Annotated in this window: 21 protein-coding genes and 1 tRNA gene; 10 read left to right on the forward strand and 12 right to left on the reverse strand. The window is 63.6% G+C overall.

Annotation, left to right across the window (positions count from 1 at the left end):
• Positions 1 to 122: 122 nt before the first annotated feature.
• The 5 genes from I2I01_RS00935 (at position 123) to I2I01_RS00955 (ending at position 9695) form a co-directional block, all read left to right on the forward strand.
• Complete coding sequence (locus tag I2I01_RS00935) at positions 123 to 3278, forward strand: amidohydrolase family protein (protein WP_196284549.1); 3156 nt, start codon at positions 123 to 125, stop codon at positions 3276 to 3278.
• A gap of 7 nt (positions 3279 to 3285) precedes the next feature.
• Positions 3286 to 4587 (forward strand): amidohydrolase family protein, encoded by a 1302-nt coding sequence (locus I2I01_RS00940; RefSeq protein WP_196284550.1) that lies wholly within the window; start codon positions 3286 to 3288, stop codon positions 4585 to 4587.
• Positions 4588 to 4725: 138 nt separating this feature from the next.
• Positions 4726 to 6609 (forward strand): tetratricopeptide repeat-containing sensor histidine kinase, encoded by a 1884-nt coding sequence (locus tag I2I01_RS00945; protein WP_196284551.1) that lies wholly within the window; start codon positions 4726 to 4728, stop codon positions 6607 to 6609.
• A gap of 131 nt (positions 6610 to 6740) precedes the next feature.
• The gene (locus tag I2I01_RS00950) at positions 6741 to 7415 is read left to right on the forward strand and encodes a response regulator (RefSeq protein ID WP_196284552.1); all 675 of its coding nucleotides are present in this window, start codon (positions 6741 to 6743) and stop codon (positions 7413 to 7415) included.
• 252 nt (positions 7416 to 7667) lie between these two features.
• Complete coding sequence (locus I2I01_RS00955) at positions 7668 to 9695, forward strand: RICIN domain-containing protein (RefSeq protein ID WP_196284553.1); 2028 nt, start codon at positions 7668 to 7670, stop codon at positions 9693 to 9695.
• Between the two features lie 106 nt (positions 9696 to 9801).
• Here I2I01_RS00955 and I2I01_RS00960 read toward each other — a convergent pair whose 3' ends face one another.
• The 7 genes from I2I01_RS00960 to I2I01_RS00990 form a co-directional block, all read right to left on the reverse strand.
• Positions 9802 to 10836, reverse strand: a complete 1035-nt coding sequence (locus tag I2I01_RS00960; RefSeq protein WP_196284554.1) for a hypothetical protein — start codon at positions 10834 to 10836, stop codon at positions 9802 to 9804.
• A 102-nt stretch (positions 10837 to 10938) separates the two neighbouring features.
• On the reverse strand, positions 10939 to 12591 hold the full coding sequence (locus tag I2I01_RS00965; RefSeq protein ID WP_196284555.1) for an NAD(P)-binding protein: 1653 nt from the start codon (positions 12589 to 12591) through the stop codon (positions 10939 to 10941).
• A gap of 220 nt (positions 12592 to 12811) precedes the next feature.
• On the reverse strand, positions 12812 to 14368 hold the full coding sequence (locus I2I01_RS00970; RefSeq protein ID WP_196284556.1) for a polyamine aminopropyltransferase: 1557 nt from the start codon (positions 14366 to 14368) through the stop codon (positions 12812 to 12814).
• On the reverse strand, positions 14361 to 14576 hold the full coding sequence (locus I2I01_RS00975) for a DUF350 domain-containing protein (RefSeq protein ID WP_196284557.1): 216 nt from the start codon (positions 14574 to 14576) through the stop codon (positions 14361 to 14363). Before I2I01_RS00975 ends, I2I01_RS00970 begins: the two co-directional genes overlap by 8 nt.
• Before the next feature lie 12 nt (positions 14577 to 14588).
• Positions 14589 to 14795 (reverse strand): hypothetical protein, encoded by a 207-nt coding sequence (locus tag I2I01_RS00980; RefSeq protein ID WP_196284558.1) that lies wholly within the window; start codon positions 14793 to 14795, stop codon positions 14589 to 14591.
• Positions 14796 to 14807: 12 nt separating this feature from the next.
• Positions 14808 to 16097, reverse strand: a complete 1290-nt coding sequence (locus I2I01_RS00985; protein WP_196284559.1) for a DUF4178 domain-containing protein — start codon at positions 16095 to 16097, stop codon at positions 14808 to 14810.
• Complete coding sequence (locus I2I01_RS00990; RefSeq protein ID WP_196284560.1) at positions 16094 to 16462, reverse strand: S-adenosylmethionine decarboxylase family protein; 369 nt, start codon at positions 16460 to 16462, stop codon at positions 16094 to 16096. The genes I2I01_RS00985 and I2I01_RS00990 overlap by 4 nt, the downstream gene beginning before the upstream one ends.
• Before the next feature lie 153 nt (positions 16463 to 16615).
• Here I2I01_RS00990 and I2I01_RS00995 point away from each other — a divergent pair, with 153 nt between their 5' ends.
• A complete protein-coding gene (locus tag I2I01_RS00995; protein WP_196284561.1) occupies positions 16616 to 17509 on the forward strand; it encodes a DUF6929 family protein in 894 nt (297 codons plus the stop codon).
• Between the two features lie 7 nt (positions 17510 to 17516).
• On the opposite strand, the gene I2I01_RS01000 is transcribed toward I2I01_RS00995, so the two are convergent.
• Positions 17517 to 17918: a hypothetical protein gene (locus I2I01_RS01000; RefSeq protein WP_196284562.1), complete on the reverse strand. Its 402-nt coding sequence runs from the start codon at positions 17916 to 17918 to the stop codon at positions 17517 to 17519.
• Between the two features lie 214 nt (positions 17919 to 18132).
• Between I2I01_RS01000 and I2I01_RS01005 the strand changes: the two genes are divergently transcribed.
• Positions 18133 to 18558 (forward strand): hypothetical protein, encoded by a 426-nt coding sequence (locus I2I01_RS01005; RefSeq protein ID WP_196284563.1) that lies wholly within the window; start codon positions 18133 to 18135, stop codon positions 18556 to 18558.
• 130 nt (positions 18559 to 18688) lie between these two features.
• Here I2I01_RS01005 and I2I01_RS01010 read toward each other — a convergent pair whose 3' ends face one another.
• The gene (locus tag I2I01_RS01010; RefSeq protein WP_196284564.1) at positions 18689 to 19825 is read right to left on the reverse strand and encodes an AI-2E family transporter; all 1137 of its coding nucleotides are present in this window, start codon (positions 19823 to 19825) and stop codon (positions 18689 to 18691) included.
• A gap of 223 nt (positions 19826 to 20048) precedes the next feature.
• Positions 20049 to 21230 (reverse strand): lactonase family protein, encoded by a 1182-nt coding sequence (locus I2I01_RS01015; RefSeq protein ID WP_196284565.1) that lies wholly within the window; start codon positions 21228 to 21230, stop codon positions 20049 to 20051.
• A gap of 168 nt (positions 21231 to 21398) precedes the next feature.
• On the opposite strand from I2I01_RS01015, the gene I2I01_RS01020 reads away from it, so the two are divergent.
• The 3 genes from I2I01_RS01020 (at position 21399) to I2I01_RS01030 (ending at position 24423) form a co-directional block, all read left to right on the forward strand.
• Positions 21399 to 22310, forward strand: coding sequence for a LysR substrate-binding domain-containing protein (locus I2I01_RS01020; RefSeq protein WP_196284566.1), 912 nt, complete (start codon positions 21399 to 21401; stop codon positions 22308 to 22310).
• Positions 22311 to 22565: 255 nt separating this feature from the next.
• Positions 22566 to 23621, forward strand: coding sequence for a YeiH family protein (locus tag I2I01_RS01025; protein ID WP_196284567.1), 1056 nt, complete (start codon positions 22566 to 22568; stop codon positions 23619 to 23621).
• Positions 23622 to 23862: 241 nt separating this feature from the next.
• On the forward strand, positions 23863 to 24423 hold the full coding sequence (locus I2I01_RS01030; protein ID WP_196284568.1) for a hypothetical protein: 561 nt from the start codon (positions 23863 to 23865) through the stop codon (positions 24421 to 24423).
• 311 nt (positions 24424 to 24734) lie between these two features.
• Here the strand turns inward: I2I01_RS01030 and I2I01_RS01035 are convergent.
• Both I2I01_RS01035 and I2I01_RS01040 read right to left on the reverse strand, forming a co-directional pair.
• A tRNA-Leu gene (locus tag I2I01_RS01035) sits at positions 24735 to 24816 on the reverse strand.
• Positions 24817 to 24853: 37 nt separating this feature from the next.
• Positions 24854 to 25399, reverse strand: coding sequence for an iron-sulfur cluster co-chaperone HscB C-terminal domain-containing protein (locus I2I01_RS01040; protein ID WP_196284569.1), 546 nt, complete (start codon positions 25397 to 25399; stop codon positions 24854 to 24856).
• Positions 25400 to 25544 lie beyond the last annotated feature (145 nt).

Consider the following 25544-nt stretch of genomic DNA (forward strand, 5'->3'; position numbering starts at 1 on the left):
CTTACTCTGATTGAAACAGAACCGTTGCCAGCCTGCCGCTGCCGGGCCTACATTTGGCGGAAGGGTGAGAATAAAAGCCGCATTTTTCGGCGAATTTCTCAACGCTTGCTTTTCCCCGCTGCATGAAAATATCTACTTCGGCGCTCTCGCTGGCGGCGCTGCTGGCACTGGCCGGGCCGGCGGCCTGGGCCCAGCCCGGCACCTTTCCCCGCAACGGCGTGTACGACCAGCGACCGGGCGTGTTCGCCTTCACCCACGCCACGCTCTATACCGATTACCAGACGCGCATCGCCGACGGCACGCTACTGATTCGGGACGGCAAGGTGGTGGCCGCCGGGCCGGCCGCCAGCGTGAAAATCCCGGCCGGCGCCGTGGTGCAAGACCTGGGCGGCAAGTACATTTACCCCGGGCTGGTGGACGTGTTCACGAGCTACGGGGTGCCCGAAGTCCCGGCTGCCGCCCGGCAGGGCCGGCGCGGCGGGCCGCAGTTCGACAGCCAGAAAACCGGCGCCTACGACTGGAACCAAGCCATTCACCCGGAGGTGAACGCGGCCGAATTGTTCAAGGTGAACGAGGACCAGGCCGCGGCTTACCGGGCGCTGGGCTTTGGGGCGGTGCTCACGCAGCAGGCCGACGGCATCATGCGCGGCACGGCGGCGTTGGTGAGCCTCAATACTAATCGCAAGGAGCAGGAGGTGCTGCTGCTGGAACGCGCCGCCGCCGGCCTGTCGTTCGATAAGGGCACGAGCACGCAGGACTACCCGGGCTCGCTGATGGGCAGCATCGCGCTGCTGCGCCAAACCTACCTCGACGCCGCCTGGAACCAGCGCAACCCGCGCCGCGAGCAGAACCTCTCGCTGGCCGCCCTGACGCAGCTGAAGGGGCTGCCGGCCATTTTTCAGGTGAGCGACAAGCTCTCGGCCCTGCGCGCCGACCGGCTGGGCGACGAGGCCGGCCAGCAGTACATCATCAAGGGGCGCGGCGACGAGTACCAGCGCCTCGACGACCTGAAAAAGACCGGGGCCGCCTTTGTGGTGCCGCTCAACTTCCCCGATGCTTACGACGTGGCCGACGTGTACGACGCCCTGCGCATCCCCTTCGAAGACCTGAAACACTGGGAATTGGCCCCGGCCAACGCCGCCCGCCTGGCCCAGGCCGGCGTGCCCTTCGCCCTCACGGCCGCCGACCTCAAGGACAAGAAAAAATTCCTGCCCAACCTGCGCAAAGCCACCAAGTACGGCCTGAGCGAAGCTGCCGCCCTGCGCGCCCTCACCGAAACGCCCGCCCGCCTGCTGCGGGCCCAGGACCGCCTCGGGGCGCTGCGCCCGGGCATGGAAGCCAATTTCCTGGTGTGCTCAAACCGCTTCCTGGCCGACGACAACGTGCTGCTCGACAACTGGGTGCAGGGCGAGCGGTACCAGCTCAGCACTGTGCCGGCCGACTACCGCGGCGTGTACAAACTCAACCTGACTTCGACGGAGAAGATTCTGAAAGACGAGTTTCGGGTGGGCGGCGACGTCACCATGCTCATTCAGGGCAAGCCCGAGGCGCCGGAGCTGAAAATCGTGTCCACGGCCGGCGACACCATCAAAGGCACCATCAGCGTGACCAATGAGCTGGCCACCATCGTGTTCAATCTCGATGACAAGGCCAAGGGCAAAGGCAAAAAGGCCGAAGATGCCAAGCCCAAACCCGCCGGAACCAACGCCGGCTACACTCGCTTGAGCGGCTACTACACGCAGGAGGGCCGCGTGTTTCAGGGCGACGGCTTGCTGGCCGGCTTGTCCGCTGACGGCCTGCCGATAAAGTGGCGCGCCGTGCGGCAGGAGGAGGCCACCCGCGCGGCCCGGCGCGACTCGGCCAAGGCAGAGCCGGCGCCGGTGGTGGGCAATGTCATTTTCCCCTTTGCCGCCTATGGCCGGGCCGCCATGCCCAGCCAGGCGCCCACGCTCATCCGCAACGCCACGGTGTGGACCAGCGAGGCCGCCGGCAAGCTCGAAAACACCGACGTGCTGCTCGAAAACGGCCGCATCGCCCGCATCGGCAAGAACCTGCCGCTGCCCAAGGGCGCCCGCAGCATTGATGGCACGGGCAAGCACCTGACGCCGGGCATCATTGACGAGCACTCGCACCTGGCCATTGCGGGCGGCGTGAACGAGGGCACCCAGGCCGTGACCAGCGAGGTGCGGATTGGTGATGTCGTTGATAACGAGGATGTCGGCATCTACCGCGACCTGGCGGGCGGCGTGGTGGCCGCGCAGCTGCTGCACGGCTCGGCCAACCCCATCGGCGGGCAGTCGGCGCTGGTGAAGCTGCGCTGGGGCGGCACGCCCGACGAGATGAAGATTGCCGGCGCGCCGGGCTTCATCAAGTTTGCGCTGGGCGAGAACGTGAAGCAAAGCAACTGGGGCGAACAGAACGTGCTGCGCTTCCCGCAAACGCGCATGGGCACCGAGCAGGTGTTCGTGGACGCCTTCACCCGTGCCAAAGAATATGAGCAGGAGTGGAGCGCCTGGAACAAGTTGAGCAAGAGCAAGCAACAGCAGGGCGAGGCTCCGCGCCGCGACCTGGAGCTGGAGGCGCTGGTCGAAATCCTGAACCGGCAGCGCTTCATCACCTGCCACAGCTACGTGCAAAGCGAAATCAACATGCTAATGGGCGTGGCCGACCGCATGGGCTTCCAGGTGAATACCTTCACCCACATCCTGGAAGGCTACAAGGTGGCCGACAAGATGAAGGCCCACGGCGTGAACGCCAGCACGTTCTCGGACTGGTGGGCTTATAAGAACGAGGTGAAGGACGCCATTCCGTACAACGCGGCCATCATGACGCGGGCCGGCCTGAACGTGGCCATCAACTCCGACGACGCCGAAATGAGCCGCCGCCTCAACCAGGAAGCCGCCAAAACCGTGAAGTACGGCGGCCTGACCGAGGAAGAAGCCCTGCGCCTCATCACCATCAACCCGGCCAAGATGCTGCACCTTGACGCCCGCATGGGTTCGCTCAAGGAAGGCAAGGACGCCGACGTAGTGCTCTGGACCGACCACCCGCTGAGCGTGTACGCCCGCCCCGAATACACCTTCGTGGACGGCCGCGAGCTGTTCAGCCTCAGCGCCGATGCCGCGCTGCGGGCCGACATTCAAAAGGAGCGGCAGCGCCTGGTGCAGGCCATGCTGGCCGCCAAGAAAAGCGGCGCGCCCACGCAGGCAGCCTCCACTAAGGCCCAAGGCCTGTGGCACTGCGACACCCTGGGCCAAGAAAAAGAACTTGCTGACTAACGAACCCATGCGCTTCATTCTCACCCTCGCTTTAGCCAGCACCGCCACCGCCGCTTTGGCCCAGGTGCCCGTGCCCGCCCCGGCCCAAACCAAGCCCGTGCTCATCACCGGCGCTACCCTGCACGTGGGCAACGGCACGGTGGTGCCCAACGCCGCCGTGGCCTTCGACAAAGGCCGCCTGACCTACGCCGGTCCGGCCGCCGGCTTCACCCAGGACCGGAGCGGCTACGAAACCATTGACGCCGCCGGCCAGCAGCTGTACCCGGGCCTGATTTTGCCCAACACCACGCTGGGCCTGACAGAAGTGGAGTCCATCCGGGCCACGGTGGACGAGGAGGAAGTGGGCACGCTGAACCCCAACGTACGCGCCCTCATTGCCTACAACACCGACTCCGACATCCTGCCCACCGTGCGTACCAACGGCGTGCTGCTGGCCCAGCCCACGCCCCGCGGCGGCCTGCTGGCCGGCCAGAGCAGCGTGGTGCAGCTCGACGCCTGGAACTGGCAGGACGCCGTGGTGCGCGCCGACGACGGCCAGCACCTGACCTGGCCCGCGATGATATTCCGCACCAATCCCAACGAAGAAGCCACCGCCCTCGAAAAGCGCCAGAAAGCCCGCGAAGCCCAGCTGCGCGACCTGGAACAGCTGTTGAGCGAAGCCAGCGCCTACCGCCAGCTGCCCGCCGGCCGCAAGGAAAACCTGCGCCTTTCGTCGCTGGCCGGCATTTTCGACGGCTCCAAAACCTTGTACCTGCACGCCGACTACGGCAAGGAAATGATCGAAGCCGTGCGCTTTGCCAAGCGCCTGGGGGCGCAGAAGGTGGCCGTGGTGGGCGCCCGCGACGCCTGGATGGTGCTTGATTTTCTGAAGCAGAACGACGTGAGCGTGGTGGTGTCGCGTATTCACGCTCTGCCCCGGCGCGACGCCGACGACTACGACCAGCCCTACAAGCTGCCCGCTCAGCTGCAGGCCGCCGGTGTGCGCTTTTGCCTCGACTACCAGGGCCAGATGGAAACGGCGGGCTCGCGCAACCTGGCGTTCATTGCCGGTACGGCGGCCAGCTTCGGCCTCAGCAAGGAGCAGGCCCTCACGGCCGTAACGCTCACGCCGGCCCAGATTATGGGCATTGACAAAGACTACGGCTCGCTGGAAACGGGCAAGAGCGCCACCTTCGTGCTCAGCCAGGGCGACCTGCTCGACATGCGCACCAACGCCGTGACCCACGCCTTCATCGACGGCCGCAACATCTCGCTCGACAGCAAGCAAACCTACCTGGCCAAGAAATTCCGCAGCAAGTATGGGTTGTAATCGGGGCTAAGCTGTTGCCGCCAGTCCTTCCTGATAATCATAAAAATAAGCGCCGCTAAGTATTGCAGAATTGCTTTACTTAGTGGCGCTGATATTTTTGGCAAATCAGACCTTTTAACGGCAGTCAAGATGCGATGTATGTACCGGGCCTTTCGATTGGTGTTGCAGCTGGGGTTTTGCACGGGCGTACTGGCCGCGAGTGCCGCCGCGCAAGCCCCACCCGCCGCCTCTCCGCTGGTTGACAGCCTGAACCAGCGCCGCGCCCAGGGCCCTGATACCGCCCGGCTGCGCCTGCTGCTGGCCGATGCCAACGCCCTGCGCACCACCGAGCCTATTGAAGCCCGGCGCCTGGCCACGCTGGCCTTGCAGGAGGCCCGGCGCGGACCCGGCCGCCCCGCCCAGCAACAGGCAGCTCTGCTGCTTCTGGGGCGGCTTGCCAATGCGGAGGGCGACTTTGCCACGGCGGCTAAAAACCTCATGCCCGCGCTGCGCTTGGCCGAGCAGCGCCACGACTTGCTGGGCCAAGGCAGCGCCTGCCTGGCCCTGGCCACCACCAACAAAAACCTGCAGCAACTCGCCCAAAGCCTGCAGTACGCCCGCCGCGCCCAGGCCCTGCTGAGCCAGGCCGTGCAGGCCGGCGATGCCCGCGCCGCCAAGCCGCTGGCCATTGCCTATAACAACAGCGGCACCGCCCTGATGGAGCAAAACCAGCTGGCCGCCGCCCGCGCCGACTTCCGCACCTCGCTGCAAAAGGCCCGTGCCTTGGGCGATTCCAGCGTGGCCGTGCTGGCACTCTACAACCTCGGCGGCTTGGCCCTGCGGCAGAAAAATGGCCCCGAAGCCTACCGCTACTACCGCCAGACCCTGGCCATCGACCAGGCCGAGGGCAACGAGCAGGGCCAGGCCGAATCGTGGCTGAACCTGGGCGATGCCCTGGCCCTGTTGCACCGCACCGCCGAGGCCGAAGATGCCTACCGCCACGCCCTGCAGCTGGCCCGGCGCCTGCACGCGCTGCCCATAGTGCGGGTGGTGTACAATGGTTTTGCGTCGCTTTATGAAGCTGAAAATCAACCGGCCAAAGCCTTGCAGTGGCAGAAACGCTTTCAGTTGCTCAACGACTCAATTTTTCAGCAGGAAAGCACCCAGCAGGTAGCCGAGCTTCAAACCAAGTACGACACCGAGAAGAAGGACGCCCAAAACCGCCTGCAGGCGGCCCGTCTGCGCGAGCAGCAGCAAATCATCCGGCGGCGCACCACGCTGCTGTGGGCCGGTGCGCTGGTGGCGCTGCTGCTGGCCGGGCTGGCTTACTCGTGGGTGGCCCGGCGCCGCCTGCGGCGGGAGGTAGAATTTGCCGAGGAGCGCCAAGCCCTGCAGCAGCAGCGCGCCCAGGCCGTGCTGGAGGCCGAAGAAACCGAGCGCCGCCGCATTGGCTCCGACCTGCACGACGGCGTGGGCCAGCTGCTGACGGCCGCCAAAATGAACCTGCACGCGCTGGGCGACGAGCTGCAGCTGCACACCACCGGCCAGCAAGCCATGTTCCAGAACGCGTTGGATGGGGTGGACGAAAGCTTTCGCGAGGTGCGCAGCATCTCGCACAACCTGCTGCCCAATGCCCTCATCAAGCGCGGCTTGGCCCAGGCCGTGCGCGACTTCCTGAACAAGATTGCCCCCGACGGCCGCCTCAAGGTGCAGCTCGAGGTGGTGGGCCTCGACCAGGGTGGCCGCATTCCGGCCACGGTGGAAAACGTGCTGTTTCGTGTCATTCAGGAGCTGGTGCAGAACATTTTGAAGCACGCCCGCGCCACGGAAATAACCTTGCAAATCATTCGTAGCGCCGAGGAGCTGACGGTGATGGTGGAGGACAACGGCGTGGGCTTCGACCCTGCCGCGCTGGGCGCGGAGGCGGGCATCGGCCTCAAAAACATCGAGAGCCGCATGGCCTACCTGGGCGGCCGGGCCGACTTCGACGCCGCCCCCGGCCGGGGCACTACCGTGACGCTGGAAGTGCCCATGGAAGCCTGAATGGTAAAATTCCCGGCTTGAATTGTTGCAAACCGCGTTTCGGCTTGAGTATGTTTGAATCTGTATATTTAACCGTAGGTTGGATTTGCTCTACCGAAACCTGACTTACGCTTCTGCAAAAACTTCTGACCATGAGCTACGAGCCTGCCGCCCCGTCCCGTACTTCTGTGCTGCTGGTAGATGACCACCAGATGGTGATTGAGGGAATCAAAACCTTGCTGAAAACTGATGCGTCGGTGCGCGTGGTGGCCCAGGCCAACTCGGGCTTTCTGGCGCTGCGCTGCCTGCACGAGCACCCCGAAATCAGCGTGGCCCTTGTCGATTTAAACATGCCCCAGATGAGCGGTGTGGAGCTGACGCGGCACATCCGGGCGGGTTTTCCCGCGGTGCGGGTGCTGGCACTCAGCATGTTTCACGACCACGCCTCCGTGATGGAAGTGCTAGACGCGGGCGGCGCCGGCTACCTGCTCAAAAACGCCACCAAGGCCGAACTCAGTGCCGCCATCGCCAACGTGGCGGCTGGCCGCACCCACTTCAGCCAGGAAGTGGGCCAGACGCTGCTGCAGCACCTCGACGTGCCCGCCCAGCGCCGCGGCGGTGCCCAGCCCGTGGCCGAGCTCACCACCCGCGAAAGGGAAGTTTTGCGCCTGGTGGCCGAAGAAAAGTCAAATCAGGATATCGCCGCCGCGCTGTTTATCTCGGAGCGCACCGTGGAAACGCACCGCAAAAACATCCTTACCAAAACAAGCTGTAAGTCGGTGGTGGGGCTGATTCAGTACGCCATCAAGCACAAGCTGCTGGCGTGAATGTGGGTTGGGGGGCTGTCATCATAAGCATTCTGCGAAAGCAAAAGCGAAAGCTTTCTAACGCCTGGGTAGATACGGCAGCACATTATCAAATCGGCGCAACGGTGAGAAGGTCCTTCGTCCCTGCTTTCGCAGAATGCTCAGGATGACAGCCTATTCCCTTCCCTCCACCAACCCACCACTCCACCTTTCCCATCATTTCGGCGTTCCTTTGCGTTATGCACCCACGCGCGCCTTTTCGCGCCCCCGCTGATGTTTCGACTGCTGACGCTGATTCTGCTACTCCCTGTTTTTGCCCACGCCCAAACTTCTTTCGTGCCCGATGAACGGGCGTACTACGGCCTGATTGACCGCGGCAGCGGGCGCTGCCTCGACATTGCCAGTGCCAGCACCAGCAGCGGCGCGGCAGCCGTGCAGTGGGAGTTCACCCACGCCAATAGCCAGCAGTGGCGCTTTGTGCCCATCCGGCAGGGCAGCGAGTACTTCCGCATCGAGTCGCGCAACAGCAGCCTGTGCCTCACGGCCGACAAGCCCGGCGAAAACCTGCCCTTGGTGCAGCGCCCCTACCAGGGCGGCGAGCAGCAGCAGTGGCGGCTGGTGCCGGCCGGCCCGGCCGGCAGCTTCCAGCTCGAAAACCGCAGCGAAAGCCGGGTGGCGGCCCTGGCAGCGTCCGACAAATTCAACGGTACGCCAGTGGTGATGCAGAAAGGCAATGGCCGGGCCAGCCAGCAGTGGCGCCTGTTTCGGCTGCGGCTGAACGTGCTGGAAGGGCCGTCGCCCTTCGGGGCGCCGCAGCCCCTGGCCGGCCTGAACTCGCCCGGCAACGAGCTGCACCCCGTGCTGAGCCCCGACGGCCATACGCTTTACTTCGCCCGCACCAAGTTTGCCGGCAACACCGAAGGCAACACCGACTCGGGCGATGCCTGGGTGAGCCAGAGCGCAGACCAAGGCAAAACCTGGGGCGCCCCCACGCGCCTCGACGGTATTAATACTGCCCAGAACAACGAAGTGGTGGCCGCTACCGGCCCCGACGGCCGCACCTTGTTTGTGCGTGGCACCTACGATGCCAACGGGTTTCGGGACGAAAGCGTGAGCAAGGTGAGCAGCGTAGCAGCGGCCAGCGGCTCTGCTAAGGGTGTGAAGCCGGCGGCCGTGGCCATCAGCAATTTTTACACGGCGGTGCCGGGGGCGGGCTACTTTGTGAGTAACGACGGCCAAATTCTGTTGCTCTCGCTGGAGCGTGGCGATTCCGAAGGCGGCAACGATTTGTACCTGAGCCGGCCCGATGGGAAGGGCGGCTTTGGCGAGCCTACCAGCCTGGGCCCGGTGCTTAACTCGCCGGGTTTCGACTTCGCGCCCTGGCTCACCCCCGATGGCAAAACCCTGTATTTCGCTTCCTATGGCCACATGGGCTACGGCTCGGCCGATATTTTTGTCAGCACCCGGCTCGACGACAGCTGGACCCAGTGGAGCGAGCCCCGCAACCTGGGCCCGGCCCTGAACGGTCCTGGCTTCAATGCCTACCTGACTCTCACCGCTGACGGCAAAACGGCTTACTACTCATCATCGCCCGCCCCCAACGTTCCCAGCGACCTGATGCGCACCGGCCGCGCCACCCCCGCCGACTCGCTGCCGGCCGCGCCCGCCGTGGCCGCCTTCGACCCCAACGCCCGGGCCTTCCTGAGCGGGCGCGTGCTCGACGCCCGCACCAAGCAGCCAGTGCCCGGCGCCACCGTGAAAGCCAACCTCCTGGCCAATGCCGCCGGCGCGCAGTACAACGCCACCGGCCGCTCCGACAATACTGGCGGCTACCAGCTGTCGCTGCTGCCGGGCCGCTACTACCTCACGGCCACCGGCGGCGGCTTCCTGACGGTGGGCGACACGGTGGTGATAGCCGGTTCGCCCCGGCGCGACCTGCTGCTGCTGCCCGCCGCCGTAGGCGCCAAAATCGACCTGCCCAGCATCCTGTTTGCCCAGGGCAAAGCCACGCTGCTGGGCACGGCCTATGCCGAACTCAACCGCCTGGCCATTGCCCTGCAGGCCAGCCCCGGCACCGAAATCCGCTTGGAGGGCCACACTTCCAACGAGCCGCCGGCCGACAAAAACCAGCAGCTCTCCGAAGACCGGGTGGCCGAGGTGAAGCGCTACCTCGTGGGCCGGGGTGTGGCTGAAAACCGCATCACTACCGTCGGCTTCGGCGGCTCGAAGCCCAAGTACAGCAACGACCGCGAAGAAACCCGCCGCCTCAACCGCCGTGTGGAGCTGGTAATTGTGAAGTAACCCCGGCTCTGCGAGTTGGGCAAGTGAAAGGACCGGACCCGCAGCATTATAAACGCACAGGCAAGCATGCTCGCTCCGTTCCCTGTTCGGATTTGCATCGTCCAGGCTACTTCGGCCGGCGCCAGATAAAGCCGTCGAGCACGTAGTGAGTCGATTGGGGCAGTGCCAGCAGCGGCACCAGCCACATGAGCAGCACCGGGCTGGCCACAGCCGGCAGCCGCTGAAACCAGCCGAACACCGTGCCGTGCTCGCGCCACACCAGCCCATCCCAAAGCCCTTCTTCGAGGAAAGCAAACAGTACCACGGCCCCCAGAAACACCGCCAGCCCATAGCGGCCGGCCCAGGCCCCGCGCCGGGGAGGTGTGGGCGCCTGGCTCGACGTAGCGCCCCCGTTCCAGACCAATGCCAGGTAGGGTATGCCGTGCGAAACCACGTTGAGCAGCGTGAAAGCCAGGTCGCCGTTGAACCACACAATGCCGGCGTACCACGACACCAGCGTGCCGCCCAGCAGCAGGTTGCGCGGCAGGTTGAAGGTGCGGGTGCGGCGCCACTTTAAGAATTCGTGGCTGGCGTAGGCGGCAAGGAGAGCCACGTAAAGGATGGTGGCCAACAGCCGGCCCAAGGGCCAGTTGAACTGCACAAATTCGCCGTCGATAAACCAGTTGAAGTTGCGCCCCGGTGATAGATGCCAGTACAGCAGCGGGTAGAGGGTGGCGTAATAAACCAGGGCAGAGGCCAGCCAGTCGCCGCTGGCGCGCAACTCGTGCCGGCTATAAATCCGCAAAAAGCCGTATTGCTGGCGGATGAAATGAAACACCGCCAGATAAGCCAGCACCCGCCAAAACACCAGCCCGCCTAGGCTATGCAAGGCAACGCCTGTCGTGTAGCAGGCCACCGGCACTACCCACAGCAGCGTGCGCCGCTGTCGCCGCTTCAGCGGGTCGAAATAGGTTTGGAACAGGGTTCCGTACACGTGGGCCACATCGATGAGCACTACCAGGGCCACCCAGGCCAGCAGCGGCATCTGGGCCGTGCTGCGGTAGGGGGCGGGCAGGGCCAGCACCGCCGCCAGCGCCAGAAAGGGCGGCGCCAGAATCAGCAGCCCGTCGTAGCGGGCCGAACGAATCCAGGGTTGGGGCATGGGCGGGTGTGGAGTATCATTATGTGTCATCCTGAGCGCAGCGAAGGACCTTATCAAGAGAGAACGATTTTCGTTCGTCGGTGATAATGTCCGTCGCTGCGCTCAGGTTGACAGAGGGTTGTCAGCTTGAAACACGCCCAGCATTTCCCGCGCCGCCCGGATGCCCTGATAAAAGCCTTCCTCAAAAATAGAAATGCCGCTCAAATCAGTGTGAGCGAAGAAAATACGGTCGCGCACGGGCTGCATTGCCGCCTGCCGCGCTGCGCCCCACACAAGGCCGGGGGTGGGCGCCACCATGCCGTGGCCCCACACCCAGAGGTCGGCTTGCTGAATGTAGGGCGTCACGCCGGGGTGGTAAGTTTCGAGCTCGGCCACCACGCGGGGCAGCCACTCGGCGTAGGGCGTTTGGTAGGCGCGGCGGCGGGCGGGCCCGGGGGCTTCGTCGGTGAGGGGCCAGTACAGAGTAATGACCTTGGGCGCGCCGTTTTCCTGCTGCAGCGACTGCTGCGCGGCGTTGATGTAGCCCAGCGAGGCGCTGCCGTAGCGCACGTTGTCCCAGCTCAGCGGTCGGCCGGGGCCCTGTGGCAGGCCTTCCACGGTGAGGTTGGCGATAAGCCAGGGGGCGTGGTGCAGGGCATTGTGCGGAGGCAGGGCATGGCCGGGCACCTGGGCCAGCAGGCGGTGGGCGATGTGCAGGGGCGTGGCCAGCAGCACGCGCCGGGCCCGCACGCGGCTGCTTAGCCGGGTGGCCGCGTTGTAGGTGAGCACCTCCACGCCGCTAGCGGTTTCGCGGAGGTCGTAGGCCAGAGTGCGGCTTTGGATGGGGCCCGCGGCTTGGCGGCGCAGGTTTTCGGTCAGGAATTGGTTGCCTTCGGGCCAGGTCAGCACGTCGCTGCCAGTGGCGTTGTAGGCGCGGCCCTTGCGGCTGGCGAAGTAGTGCAGTCCCGCCCAAGCCGATACCTGCGCCGCCAACGCGCCGTAGTCGTCGCGGCAGGCGTAGTCCAGGTACCAGCGCAGCGGCGCGGCCGTGAAGCCTTCGCGGGTGAGGTAGTCGGCAAAGGAAAGCTGGTCGAGCTGCCGGTATTCCGGGTCGGCCGAGGCATGGTCGAGTGGAATGCAAAAGGCATCGCGCCCGTCGCGGCCTTTGGCCGCTTTCAGGTTGTCAATCAGCTTAAAAAAACGTGCAAACTGCGCCTCCTCGGCAGCTGAAAGGTTAAGATTGGGCACCAGCCCGTCCTGCCAGTGGCCGTCAATGCTCAGGCGCTCGTCGGGGTCGTGGCAGAGGTGGTAGTCGCTGTAGATGGGCAGGCCATTGGGAGCATAGCCGGTAAGCGCGCCGCATTCCTGCAGAAAACCCAGCAGTTCCACGTTGCGCACGTCGGGCACGGGCAGGTAGTGGGCGCCCCATGGGTAGGCCGATGCCGCATTTTGGCCCGCAGCGGCGTTGCCCCCGGTTTCTGCGGCCATTTCCACCAGCAGCGTATCGCGCAGGCCGTGGCGGTGCAGCCAGCGCCGGGCCGAAAGGCCGGCCACGCCCCCGCCAATGATTAGCACCTCCGTTTCGAGGGTTTCGGTGGGTGGGGGAATGCGGGTGGGGTCGCGCAGCAAGTGGCCGGTGGCGGCGTCCTGGCCTACCATCTGGCCTTTGATGTGGGCAAGTGGGTTGGTAGGCGCGCAGCCGGGCAGGGCCGGGAGCAGCAGTGCCCCCGTAAGGGCCGCGCCGCCTTGGGCCAGAAAGGTGCGACGGTTGGGCATGAGGGGGAGGTGGGAAGAAGGGGACGGGGGAGTAGGGAAACGAGGTAATGCTATGCTGTGCGTTATCGAGGCATCTTGCGTGCAGCATTAAATCAATCGTCTGTCGTCTTGGGCAGAACGAAGGGCCTTGTTGCGTTTAAGCGAATGAATGCCGACATGAGAAGGTCCTTCGTCTCTGCTCGATGCGCAAAATGCTCAGGTTGACAGGCGACTTCTGCCATCAATGCACGTACGGCCCCCAGTCTTCCTCGAAATACCGCACCAGCGCCTGGTTATTTAGCTGGTTCACCTCGGTGGGCACCTCGCTCATGTCGGGTGGGAAGCGTAGCATGTCGTGAATGGTGCCGGGGGTGATGTAGCGAAGGCCCGCGGGCAGCGGCCCGGCATCGCCGCGCCAGTGGGCGTCGGGGCCGGCCAGCACGTAGCCCCACTCGCCGAAGGAAGGCACGTAGAGGTGGTAAGGTACCGTGTGCAGGCCCACGGCTGCCAGTGTGTGCGCTACGCACCAGAACGACTGCCGGGCCAGGTAGGGCGAGGTGCTTTGCACCACCATGCGCCCCCCCGGAGCCAGCCGCTTAACCAGCGCCGTGTAGAACGCGGCTGAATATAACTTGCCGATTGAGTAGTTGCCGGGGTCGGGAAAGTCAACGATAACGGCATCGTAGCGGCCGGAGTCCTGGCGCACCCACTGGTAGGCGTCGGCGTTGATGACCTGCACTTTGGGATTGTTCAGCGAACCCTTGTTGAGGGCCAATAGCAATTCATTATGCCGGAAAATTGACGTCATGCCCTGGTCGAGGTCAACCAGCTTAATGCTTTCTATGCGAGGGTATTTTAGCAGCTCGCGCACTGCCAGGCCATCGCCGCCGCCCATCACCAGCACGCGGCGGGCCTGGGGCAGCGCCTGCATAAGCGGGTGCACCAGCGCCTCATGGTAGCGGTACTCGTCGGCCGAGCTGAACTGCAGGTTGCCATTCAGAAAAAGGCGCAGCTCGCGTGGGTTGCGGGTGAGAACTATGCGCTGGTAAGGCGTCGATTTGGAGTAGATAACCTGGTCCTGAAACGCCAGCGTTTCGGTGTAGGCCAGCAGCCGGTTGGCAAAGCCAAACAGCACCGCCAGTCCCAGCAGTGCCGCGCCGATGCCCACCGCGAAGCGCCGCCGGTAGGGCCGCGTTTCGGGGAAGCGCGCCAGCACCACGGCGGCCACGGCCAGGTTGAGGGCGCCAAAAAGGAGGGAGGTGCGAATGAGGCCGAGCTGCGGCACCAGCACCAGCGGGAAGATGAGCGAGGCCAGCAGCGCGCCCACGTAGTCGACGGCAAACACCCGCGCCACCAGGTCCTTGAACTGGTAGCGGTTTTCCAGAATGCGCATCAGCAGCGGGATTTCGAGCCCCACCAGCACGCCCGTGAGGCCCACCAGCGCATACAGCAGCAGCCGAAACGAGGCCACGTACTCGAACGACACAAACAGCAGCGGCGCCATGCACCCGCCCACGATGCCCACCAGAATTTCGAGCCGGATAAACCAGCGCAGCAGCGCGCCGTCGAGGAATTTCGATAGCCACGAGCCGATGCCCATGGCAAAGAGGTAGGCCCCGATAATGGTCGAGAACTGCGTCACCGAGTCGCCCAGCAGGTACGACGCCAGGGTGCCCGCAATCAGCTCATAAATCAGCCCGCAGGTGGCAATGACGGCCACCGCCACCAGCAGCAGCCCCGGCGACTGCGCCCGCCGGGCCACGGGCGGTACCGCCGGTTCCACGTTGGTTTCAACCATGAATGGCGGCGCTTATGATGAGGGCCACGGCCAGCATAAACGCCGCGCCCAGAATGGCCAGCGAGGTGTTGTGGTCCTCGATGATTTCCTTGCGCAAGGTGCCCGGGGTCAGCTTGTTGAATACGTAGAAGCTAAGCACCAGAATGGCGATGCCCAGCAGTGAGTAAACGATGGAGGCCGTGAAAGCCTTGGGGTTGAGGTACTCCATGAGCAGGAAAAATTACTTGTGGTAAAAGCGGGCGTGACCAACGCTGCTGCGGCCGCCGCCCCCGCCGCCGCTGGCGCCGAGGGTTTCGGTGCTCTCGTTGTCGTCGCCGAGCAGGCGCGTGCCCGTGAGCGTGCCCCAGGCAAACCAGCCCAGGGGCAGGAGGAGCAGCACCGCGTAGAAGGCCACGGGACGCAGGAAACGGAATAGATTGGCAAGCATAACGGGCGGCAGTTATTCAGTGGCGTAGGGGTTGTAGTCGCTGTTTTCCCAGCGGCGGCGCTCGTGCCAGTGCTGGCGCAGCGCCTGCAGCATGGGCAGCAGCAGTACCAGCCCCGCCACCACGAAAAAGTTCGACGGCAGCGGCGGGTCGGCCCACACCTGCACCCTGATTTCGGGCGTCATGCCCTTTTCGGTGAAGGGGTAGAAGTTGAGGTGGTAGCGGCCGGCCGGCACCCGCGAGAGCACGGCGTCGGCATCGCGGCTGCCTTCGGACCAACCTTCGCCGCCGTCCACGCCGCTATAAAACTCGATGTTTTTGGTGAACTCGAAGCCCTGACCGGTTTGCTCGTTCACCAGGCTCACGGGCAACTCCAGCCACTGGTTGCTGAGGCTGGTGGTGAGGTCCACCTCCACGGCGGTCTGGTGGTCGAGCGTGAACGAGGGCGACACCAGCACCCGGCCCGTGCCGGGCGGGGCCGAGGCCGTGGTGTCGGCCTCCACCTGAATGGTTTGGTTGAGGAGCGGCTTTCCGGTGCGCGCCACCAGCACCAGCTGTACCAGCAGCAGCGCGGCCAGCACAACACCCGTCAGGCTCCACAAGGCCGCCGCGCTGGTGCTGCCCGGGCCCGGCTCCACCATGCCCGTGCCCGATTGCGACGGCAGCGCGCTCCGGCTCAGGCCGAAGGCCGCGGCTACCTCGGCAGGCGCCACGTGCCGGCCCCGGTACCATTCGCTTTTGGTGCCGCGCCGCTCCTGCACCAGCAGGTAGGGCGGCTTGATGTGCTCGGTGACGTTGAGGTTGCTGTCGAGCTCAATGTCCCAGTCGAACTCGCCCAGCGCCCAGTTCACGCGCGACTGGTACTTGTTGAATACCTTGAAATCGGCCAGCACGAACTCGTCGCGGTCGGCGTCGCGGGCGTTGGCTGCCCAAATAAATGTCCAGTGCCCGTCGAACTCGGCCAGTTGCGCATACTGCCCGGTGGCGGCTTCAAACAGCTGATACTCGCGCCAGCTGAATTGTGCGTGGTTGGCCTCGCGGCGCGACACCACGCCCACCACCCGGAACGTGCGCCCGAAGAGCGTGCCCACCGCCCCCAGGGGAGGCGCCGTGCCGGAGCGCGGCGCCTGGTCGTACTTGCCAAACAGCTTCGGCTTTTCCTCGCCCGTCCACTGAAAGTAGGTGTGGCAGGTGGGGCAAACGTAGAATTCGCTGCCTTCCACGTCGTAGTAGGTGATGCTGCTGCCGCAAGCGGGGCAGTCCAACTGGGCCGATGCGGGCCGGGTAGTAGCGGTTTCGCTCATCGGCGGACTTCGGTTTTGTGTTGCTCGGTGCCGTCGAAAAACGCCAGCGTGGCCGCGTAGATGCCGCGCACCGTAGCGGCGTTGTCGCGCCGGAAGTTCGACAAAAACACGTCGAACGTGGCCAGCCCATGTTCGGGCCAGGTGTGAATGCTCAGGTGCGACTCCGTCAGGGCCAGCACGGCCGTGAAACCACCCGCCCCGTTTTCGTCGGCCGGAAAGCTGTGGTAGGCCTCGCCCACTTTTTCGAGGGCGAAAGCTTGGATTTGGTCATCGAAAAAGGCGCGGCAGGCTTCGGCATCGCGCAGGGTCGGGGGCGGGGCGGTAAACGTAGCCAGAATGTGCAGACCGGGAGAGTAGGGAAGCATGAGCAAGAAGGGCCGGGGAAGCGCGGCAGCAAGATAGTTGCCGCAGCGAGTTGTTACTTGTCCCGGAGCGTTGTTCCGTATATCGCCGGGGCCAACGCGGCATTACGAGGGTGGCATACACCAAACCACTCATCCACGAATCCACCCATCCGCATGACTGCCACCCTGCTTTCCGAAGTTGCCCTGCCCGCCCTGCCATCGGCCTCGGGCGTCGAAATCATTGGCCCCACGGCCTATGTCATCGGCGACGACGCGCCGCTGCTCTACCAGCTCGACGCCCACACGCTGGCCGTCACCGGACGCGTGCCGCTATTCGAAACCACTGCCTTCGGCACCGGCCGCCTGCCCAAGGCCGACAAGCCGGACCTGGAATGCATGGCCGCCCTCACCTGGCCCGACGGCCGCCCCGGCCTGCTGCTGCTCGGCTCGGGCAGCCTGCCCACCCGCGCCCGGGGCTGGTTTGTGCCCACCGCGCCCGCCGCACCCGTGCCCGAAACCCTGAACTTAGCCCCGCTCTACGAGCTGCTGCGGCTCCATTTGCCCACCGGCGCCGTCCTCAACCTGGAAGCGGCCGCCACCTCCGAAACCGAGTTGCTGCTGTTTCAGCGCACGGTGGGCCGGGCCGATGCAGCGCTGCTATTCCGGCTGCCGCTGGCGGGCACGCTGGCCTTCATGCAGGGGCAAGGCGCGGCGCCGGCCGTGCAAACCACCACGTTTGCCTTGCCCGAAATCGACGGTCGTCCGGCCGGTTTCTCTGGCGCCACATTTGTGGACAGCTTGCTATTCGTGACGGCTTCGGTTGAAGACACCGCCGATGCCGTGCTCGACGGGGCGGTGCTGGGTTCCTTCGTCGGATTGGTTAATCTGCAAACGCAAAAAGCCACGTTTTCGCGGCTGGCCTGGGCCGACGGCCGCCCATACCGCGGCAAAGTGGAAGGCCTGGCGGTGCGCCGGTCCGTGGGCCAACGGCACTGGGAGCTGCTGCTCGTAACCGACGACGACCAGGGCGGGAGCACCGCCGTGGTCGTCGAATTAACTCTTGATTGAAAAAAGGCTAGCCCTGCTGCTGCAGCCAGGCCACGGCATCGGGTTCGTTGTCGAACATGCGGTAGGTGAGGGCCGACTGCTGCGAGTCGCTCATCACTAGGTTGAGCGAAAGCTGGGCAAACACATCGGAAGGGATGAGGATGGCCCCGAATAATTCGTAACCCTCGTCTTCACTGCGGGCCAGCCAGAATTCCCGAATCCAGTTACGTTCTTCATCGGTGAAGGGGGCCATCTGGCGCTGGTCGGCCAGCATTTTGTGCCAGCCGTGGCGCCGCAGCAGCTGGCTGGTGTGGGTGAGAAAGGCCTGAAACGTGGGAAGGTCGCGCACCCCCGGCGCATACTGCACCAAGGCATAGCCGTCGGGGTGTTCGAGCAAGCGCCCGACGGGGTTTTCAAAATATAAGCGCATCTGTTAATGAAATAGCAGACAAATAATTGATAATAAATAAGATAATGAGCCTGCTGCCGCTAATTGCCAGGTATAGGGCTTGAGTGTTGTGCTTTACGGAGTTGCTTCGGATTGGTTGAAAATAAAAAACGACATTTCCTTAACTGGTTGTAATTTTGGCAATAATATTATTGGCTCCTGCAGCGCCTGTTGGGCTTTTCTACCAATTATTTACATGAATTCGCTGCCTCGGGCTCAAGAATCACTCTTTTTTCAAAATGCGGCCGGCAAGGTGTTTCACCACCCCTCTGGCTACGTGCGCCTCGCCTGGGGCCCCGACCGCACCGCCTTGGACGTCATCAAGGCTTTCTATGAGCAGGTGCTGGCCTTGCTGCTGACCTCCGGCGCCCGCAAAATCCTCTCCGACCACGGCCAGCGGGCCCCGCTTCCCGCCGCGGCCCAAAGCTGGCTCACCGAAACCTGGATTCCACGAGCCATGAGTCAGGCCCGCACGCGCCACTGCGCCATCGTGGAAGGCGCCGACCCGCTGCACCGTCTTTCCACCCAATCGGTGGTGTCGGCCGCGCCAAACGGGTTTGTGTTTCAGCGTTTCTCCACGGTCGAGGATGCGGAAAGCTGGCTGCGAAGCGTGGTGCTATAAGCTGGAATTTAGGCCTACCAAAGCGCCCTTCATATCTGTCATCCTGAGCGCAGCGAAGGACCTTCCCACGTCTAAATTTTCCAACGTGAGAAGGTCCTTCGCTGCGCTCAGGATGACAGATATGAAGGGCTTACTCAGCCGAAGGCAACACCTTTTCCGAAGCTTCGGTGGCTTTTGATGGTGGGTTGACTTTGCGGCCGCGCGGGGTTTCCTCGTCGCCCAGCAGCATGCCCCAGGGCTTAAGGGATGGAATGCGGTCGAACACGATTTTGAGAATGGCGATGACCGGTAGCGCCAGAAACATGCCCGCAATGCCGCCAATGGCGTTGCCCACCAGCACCCCCACGATGGCCACCAGGGCATTAACCTTGATTTTGGAGGCCACAATGCGCGGGATGAGGTAGTGGTTGTCGATGAACTGAATCACCATGTAGGCCCCCAGCACCGCGATGGCGTGGCCGTAGCCGGGCTTCGTGACGAAGGCCATGAGCATGGGCAAAGCAATGGCAATGAGCCCGCCGATATAGGGAATGAAGTTGAGTAGCGCGCCCAGCACGCCCAGCAGCAGCGCATAGGGCACCCCGATGATGAGCAGCCCGGTGGTGTTGAGCGTGGCCACGATACTAGCCTCGATGAGCAGACCCACCATGTAGCTTTGAATGGTGGCTTTGCTTTCATGCAGCACCTCGTTCACCCGCGTATCCTGCCGGCGGCTCGAGAACACTTGGGTCAGAAAATCGACCAGCCGCCGCTGGTACAGAAACAGCAGAAAGATGTAAACCGGAATGAGCGTGGCCACCACCAGCAGCCCCGACACCGCCGAGAGCGTACCGCCCAGCAGCGCCGATGCCCGGTTGCCCAACTCGCTCAGGTAGCCGCGCAGCTTCTCATCGCTCACGCCGAAGCGCGACTGCAGCCACTGGTGCACCTCGGCCGTGGTTTGGGCAAACTTTTTCTTGAACAGCGGCATCTGGCTGGACAGCTGCGAAGCTTCCAGATAGATGAAGTAGAGCAGACCCAGCAGGGCCGTCACGCCCAGCACCACCGTGAGGGTGATGGCCAGCAGCTTAGGCACCCGGTGCCGCAGCAGCCACTGCTCCACCGGGTGCAGCATGATGGCGAAGATGGCCGCGAAAAACAGCGGAAAGATGATTTCGCTGGCAATGTGAATGGTGAACACGGCCAGGGCCAGGCCCAACAGTATCAGCGGGGCCTTCACGTAGAGCGGAAACTGCAGCTCGCGGGCGGGTTCGGGGGCGTCGGGCATGGCGGGAGGCGTGGGGCCGGGCGGTGGGAAGGGGCCAGGCAGGCCCGCTTACGATGTTGCGCGCAGAGCGTTGCCTGCGTAAGCTCGGCGGTGAGTGGTCAAAAGCCCGTCATGCTGAGCGCAGCCGAGGCATCTCGCGTGCTATAGTAAACCTATCGATTGATTTACTATTGCACGCGAGATGCCTCGGCTGCGCTCGGCATGACGGGCTTACGGGCCTGTCCTAGCGAGTAAAGTCCTCTACAATTTGCACAAACATCGGCGAGGGTACCTCAATGATTTGGCCGGTGGGGGCAAGCAGGCCGTTTTGCCCGTCCACGCGGAAGGTCACCACGTTGTTGGAGTTCTGGTTGGCCACCAGCAGCAGGCGGCCCGAGGGCGTGAGGGCGAAGTTGCGCGGCGTTTTGCCTTGCGTGCTCATGTGCTGTATGGGCGCCAGTGTGCCGTTGTTGGTATCGATGGCAAAGGCGGCAATGCTGTTGTGGCCGCGGTTGGAGGCGTAGAGAAACAAGCCGTCGGGCGACACGTGCACGTCGGCGCAGGAGTTCTCGCCGGTGAAGCCTTTTGGCAGCGTCGATACCGTTTGCAGTTCCTTGAACTTACCGGACGAGGCGTCGTAGGCCAGCGCCGTCAGGGTCGAATTCAGCTCGTTAATCAAATAGGCCTGCCGGCCGTTGGGGTGAAAAACCAGGTGGCGTGGGCCGGCGCCGGGCTTGGCCACGAAGGCGGGCTCGGGCAGTCGGGTCAGCTCGCCCTTGGCGGCGCCGAGGCGGTAGGCCACCACCTGGTCGGTACCCAGGTCCACGGCGAAGGCGAAGGTGTTGGCCGGGTCGGGGAGGATGCAGTGGGCGTGGGCGGTGGTTTGGTTTTTGTGCGGGCCGGAGCCCTGGTGCTGGTCAGTGGCGCTGGGGGCAGAGAGTTGGCCGTTGGGCGCAATGGGCAGCATAGCCACGTTGCCGCCCACGTAGTTGGCCACCAGGGCAGCTTTCTCGGAGCGGTCGAGGCTAATGTAGCAGGGCGAGGCGCCGGTAGACGGCTGCTGGTTGAGCAGGGTGAGGCCGCCGGTGTGCTGGTCGACGGCGAAGGCGCTCACGCCCCCGCTCTTGGCACCCTGAAAGGTCTGCGTCTCGCTCACCGCGTACAGATTGCGCCGTCCGGCGGGCATGGTGAGGTAGGTGGGGCTGGCTCCGCCGCGGTGGGCACTCACGGGCGTGAGCAGGCCGGTGGCGGTGGTGAGGCGGTAGAGGAAAATCGAGTTTTCCTGCTCGCCGCTCACATTGGTGCCGAAGTAAACGAGGTAGTCACGGCTCATACTTTTGGCGGCCGGTTTTGCGCAGCCGGCAACGGAAAGGATGGCAAGAGAAGCGAGGCCGGCCGCCAGGGCCAGCCCAGTGGAACGAAACAAAGGGAAAAAGGTCATCAGCGCGAAAGGTGTGGATGCAAAGGTGCAAAAACATTGGGCCCGTCCATCATGGCAGCCGCCGGACTCAGCCGATGCATACGCGCAATTGCCTGGTGGCGCTGCGGGCATGGCTCCCGGTTGCATGCAAAAGCGGCCTGCTACCTTGCGCCCATGTCTGATTTTCGCCTGCGGGTATTCCAGGCCGTGGCCCGGCACCTCAGTTTCACCAAAGCGGCCCAGGAGCTGTTCGTCACCCAGCCGGCCGTCACCAAGCACATCCACGAGCTGGAGCGCACCCACGGTCTGCGGCTGCTGGAGCGCCGCGGCAGCCGCGTGGCCCTCACCGAGGCCGGCCACCTGCTGCTTGCCCACGCCGAAACCGTAGCCGCTTCGGCCCAGCAGCTCTCCGACCAGTTGCAGGCCCTGCACCACCCCGACGAAGCCGCCGGCCGCCTGCGCCTGGGCGCCAGCACCACCCTCAGCCAATACGTACTGCCCGGCCTGCTGCCCGCCTTCCAAGCCGCTCACCCCAAAGTGCAGCTCACCCTGCTCAATGCCAACTCGGAGCACATTGCCCAGGCCCTGCTGCGCGGCGACCTCGACCTGGGCATGGTGGAAGGCCGGTCCCGCTCTCGCGACCTGCACTACGAGCTATTGCTCCCCGACGAACTGGTGGCCGTGCGCCGCGCCACTGCCCACGGCCCCCTCCCCGCGCCGCTGCCCCTGGCAGAAGCGTTGGCCCACCCGTTGGTGCTGCGCGAGCGCGGCTCCGGCACGCTGGAAGTGCTGGAATACGCCCTGCGCGAGCTGAAAGTGAACCTGGGCAGCCTGCGCGTGGCCTTCTACTTCGACAACACTGAAGCCATCAAAGCCTACCTCGAGGCGGCACCCGAGGCCCTGGGCTTCGTCTCGCGCCGGGCGCTGGCCCGCGAGCTGGCGTCTGGCACCCTCGAAATCGTGCCCATCGAGGGCCTGCACCTCCCGCGCAACTTCGATGCGGTGTGGGCACAGGGGCAGCCCTTGCTGCGGGCGGCGCAGCGGTTCCTGTCGTTCGTGCAGGCCCATGCTAGTGCGGTAGGGTAGTTGGTATTTGGGGAATCTTTGGGAATCTAATAAGGGACGTCATGCCGAGTGCAGCCGAGGCATCTCGCGTGCAGCAGTAATTTAATCGATTGAGTCACTAGTGCACGCGAGATGCCTCGGCTGCGCTCGGCATGACTGTACATGAGATGTTCTATCAAGTATCTAGTATTACCATCGGTTATTTGGTATAACAATTCTGCATAACCTCAGGCTTTGGCCTGGCCGTACCTTTGAATAGGAATTATTACGGCCCTTATGCGTCCAGCCACCACTACCCCCGCACCAACTACCCAGCCTACTCACGTCGCATTCGAAGCCCCGGCTACGGCCGCTGGCCCAGCCGGCTTTTGGCGGGGTCTGCACACGCCGCGCCGGGCGTTCGGACGCGAATTCCGGCTGAGCCAGGTGGTGTTTGCCCTGGTGCTAGCGTTTTGCCTCACGCCCTGGGCGTCGCCACCGCTTGCGTTGGCCCTGGGCTTGGCGCTGGCCCAAACGGTGGGCAATCCGTTCGGCGCCCAAACCAAGCGCCTCACGCCCAAGCTGCTGCAATACTCGGTTATTGGGCTGGGCTTCGGCATGAACGCGCACGCGGCGCTGCAGGCCGGCCGGGAGGGTATTTTGTTCACGGTGGCCTCACTGCTGGGCACGCTGGTGCTGGGCTACGCGGTGGGCAAGTGGCTGGGATTGGGGCGCAACCTGGTGCACCTCATTTCGTGCGGCACCGCCATCTGCGGGGGCTCGGCCATTGCGGCCGTGGGACCCGTGCTGCGCGCCCGCGACGAAGAAATGTCGGTGGCGCTGGGCACGGTGTTCGTGCTCAACGCCCTGGCCCTGTTTGCCTTCCCGCCCATCGGCCACGCCCTGGCCCTCAGCCAAAACCAGTTCGGCCTGTGGTGCGCCATTGCCATCCACGACACCAGCTCGGTGGTGGGCGCCGGGGCCGCCTACGGCACGCAGGCCCTGCAAGTGGCCACCACTGTGAAGCTGGCCCGCGCCCTTTGGATTATCCCGGTGTCGCTGGGCACGGCTCTGGCGTTCAAGCAGCCGGGCGTGAAGGTGAAAATTCCTTATTTCATCCTGGGCTTCATAGCAGCCATGCTGCTCAATGCCTTTGTGCCCGCCATCCGGCCCCTGGCCCCGCTGATGACGCACCTGGCCAAAATCGGCCTCACGGTCACGCTCTTTTTCATCGGCGCCGGCCTCTCGATGGCGGCGTTGCGGGCCGTGGGCGCGCGGCCGTTTGTGTTGGGCGTGGTGCTGTGGGTGGTTATCTCGGTGGGCTCGCTCTATGTGATTATGCATAGCGCGTAGGTGCCATTGCATGACCGTAAAACATCCTGCGCAACGCAAACAGCTCCGCTAGCGAAAAAAGCAGAAACACTACGACAGTTGGTAAAGACACCAGCCGACGCCGACATCCCCGACGCCAAGAAGGTAAAGAAGATTCGTCTCCTGCGAACCTACTGCCCAGTGAACGAAAAAGCCCCGGCGTAAGTCGGGGCTTTTTGTTTTATTTGTTGGCTTCCCCAACATCTTATTAACTACCTATCTTATGGGCCTAGACATTAACTTGAGTACAGATAACCAAGCTATTCAGGAGGCGGAGGCAACCGATGAGGACCTGTTTTATCAGCACAGCCTCAGCCGGACGTTTTGCAATCTGATTGGCCGCCAGGATATGGATGACCCGGAGCTCAACCAGATTGGCCGACTGACGGGGATAGATATCAGCCCGTTTTATGAAATGACTGCCTACCCCAGTGAGGAACACTTGGAATTTAAACTGAGAATCGCGGAAGACGAAGCGGAAAGGCAAAGCATCTTGGAGGAAGCCGCGGAAGATAAAGCCCGGGCAGCGGGCAACCTGGACCGAGTACTTGCGACGGTAGAGGGTTTGCTCAACCGACTCGCCCCCGTCGATAATCTGCCCAGCTTGCTCAAAAATGAAGGCTTTACGTCCGGCGACTATGAACCCTATTTCGGCAATTTTCTGACTGATACCGGCGATGGTTACATCGGTAACAACTTCGGCCAGGACCTTCGCAACCTCAAACGCCACCTGAATTACATCAAAGCAGCGGGTGGTACGACCGTGTTCTTTGAATTCGGTTGAGTTACAACAGATGGGCAACCGCATGGCCCGATGCAACACGTCGCAGTTGCTACTTTTTTGGACAAGCGGTATAAACAGGACTTGGGGTGTAAGGTCAGACTCCCCAAGTCCTGGAAGGGTTGAGTATGCTCAACCCCAGTTAAGGTTGGATAGAGATAGAAAGTACGCGACAGAAATTCATTAGTAAGTCTAGGTATTAGCGCTGGTAAATCCTGATTGGCCTGAACGCAAAAAAGCCTCAAAAACTGCATCTGCGAACAGATTTACAGCTTTTGAGGCTTGATTGGTGGGTGGTCGTTAAACCGTCCTAGTACCCGGAGCCGGAGTCGAACCGGCACACCTTGCGGTATTGGTGTTTGAGACCAACGCGTCTACCGGTTCCGCCATCCGGGCAGGATGAACTTTTCAGAACAATGCCGCTCTGCCGGTATCAGGAGCGGGCTGCAAAGGTAGCGACTTGCTGCTGGATGCGCAACAGATACCGCTTTTTTAGGTAGTAGGTGCGGATTTGCTGGAGCGCCGCCGGGCGATGGTCGGCCGGGAGCTGCTCATACCCAGCTAGAACCGGCTCGATGCCGGCGTCGAGCGTTTCGGAAATAGCCGTGGCTTCGGCGGCTACTTTGGCTTGGGCAGCCGGGTCGGGCTCCATTTCCAGCTCCATCAGCTGCTCGTTGAGGTCCATCATGTCCATCAGGAAGTCAGGCGGGAGCTGCTCCTGCTTGCCTTCTTCGAGCAGGCCGTGCTGGCGCAGCAGGTAGGCCATGCGCTGGTCGGCGTCGGCCAAGGTGCGGTAGGCATCGGTGTTGAGGGTGGCCTGCCGCAGCATCTCGGCCTGGTTTTCGGGCGAGGAGGTGGCGTGGAAATCGGGGTGGGTTTCGCGGCTCTTGGCGTAGTAGAGGCGCTTGAGGGCGGCCTCGTCGGGACGGAAAGACTCGGGCAGGCCGTAGAAGGCGAAGTAGTCGGGCGTTTCGGGCATGGGTCGAAGGTAGGGGGCGCTGGAGCACCGGGGCTTTATTACCAGCAAAGCGGCCTCAGGGTTTGAACGACCCACTTGATGCGCCGGTCGGTGTTTGCAGTCGCCGCTAGCGCTACAGCTTGCCAAGGCGCTTGCTATTTAGAGC

Source organism: Hymenobacter properus (assembly GCF_015694735.1).
Taxonomy (GTDB): domain Bacteria; phylum Bacteroidota; class Bacteroidia; order Cytophagales; family Hymenobacteraceae; genus Hymenobacter; species Hymenobacter properus.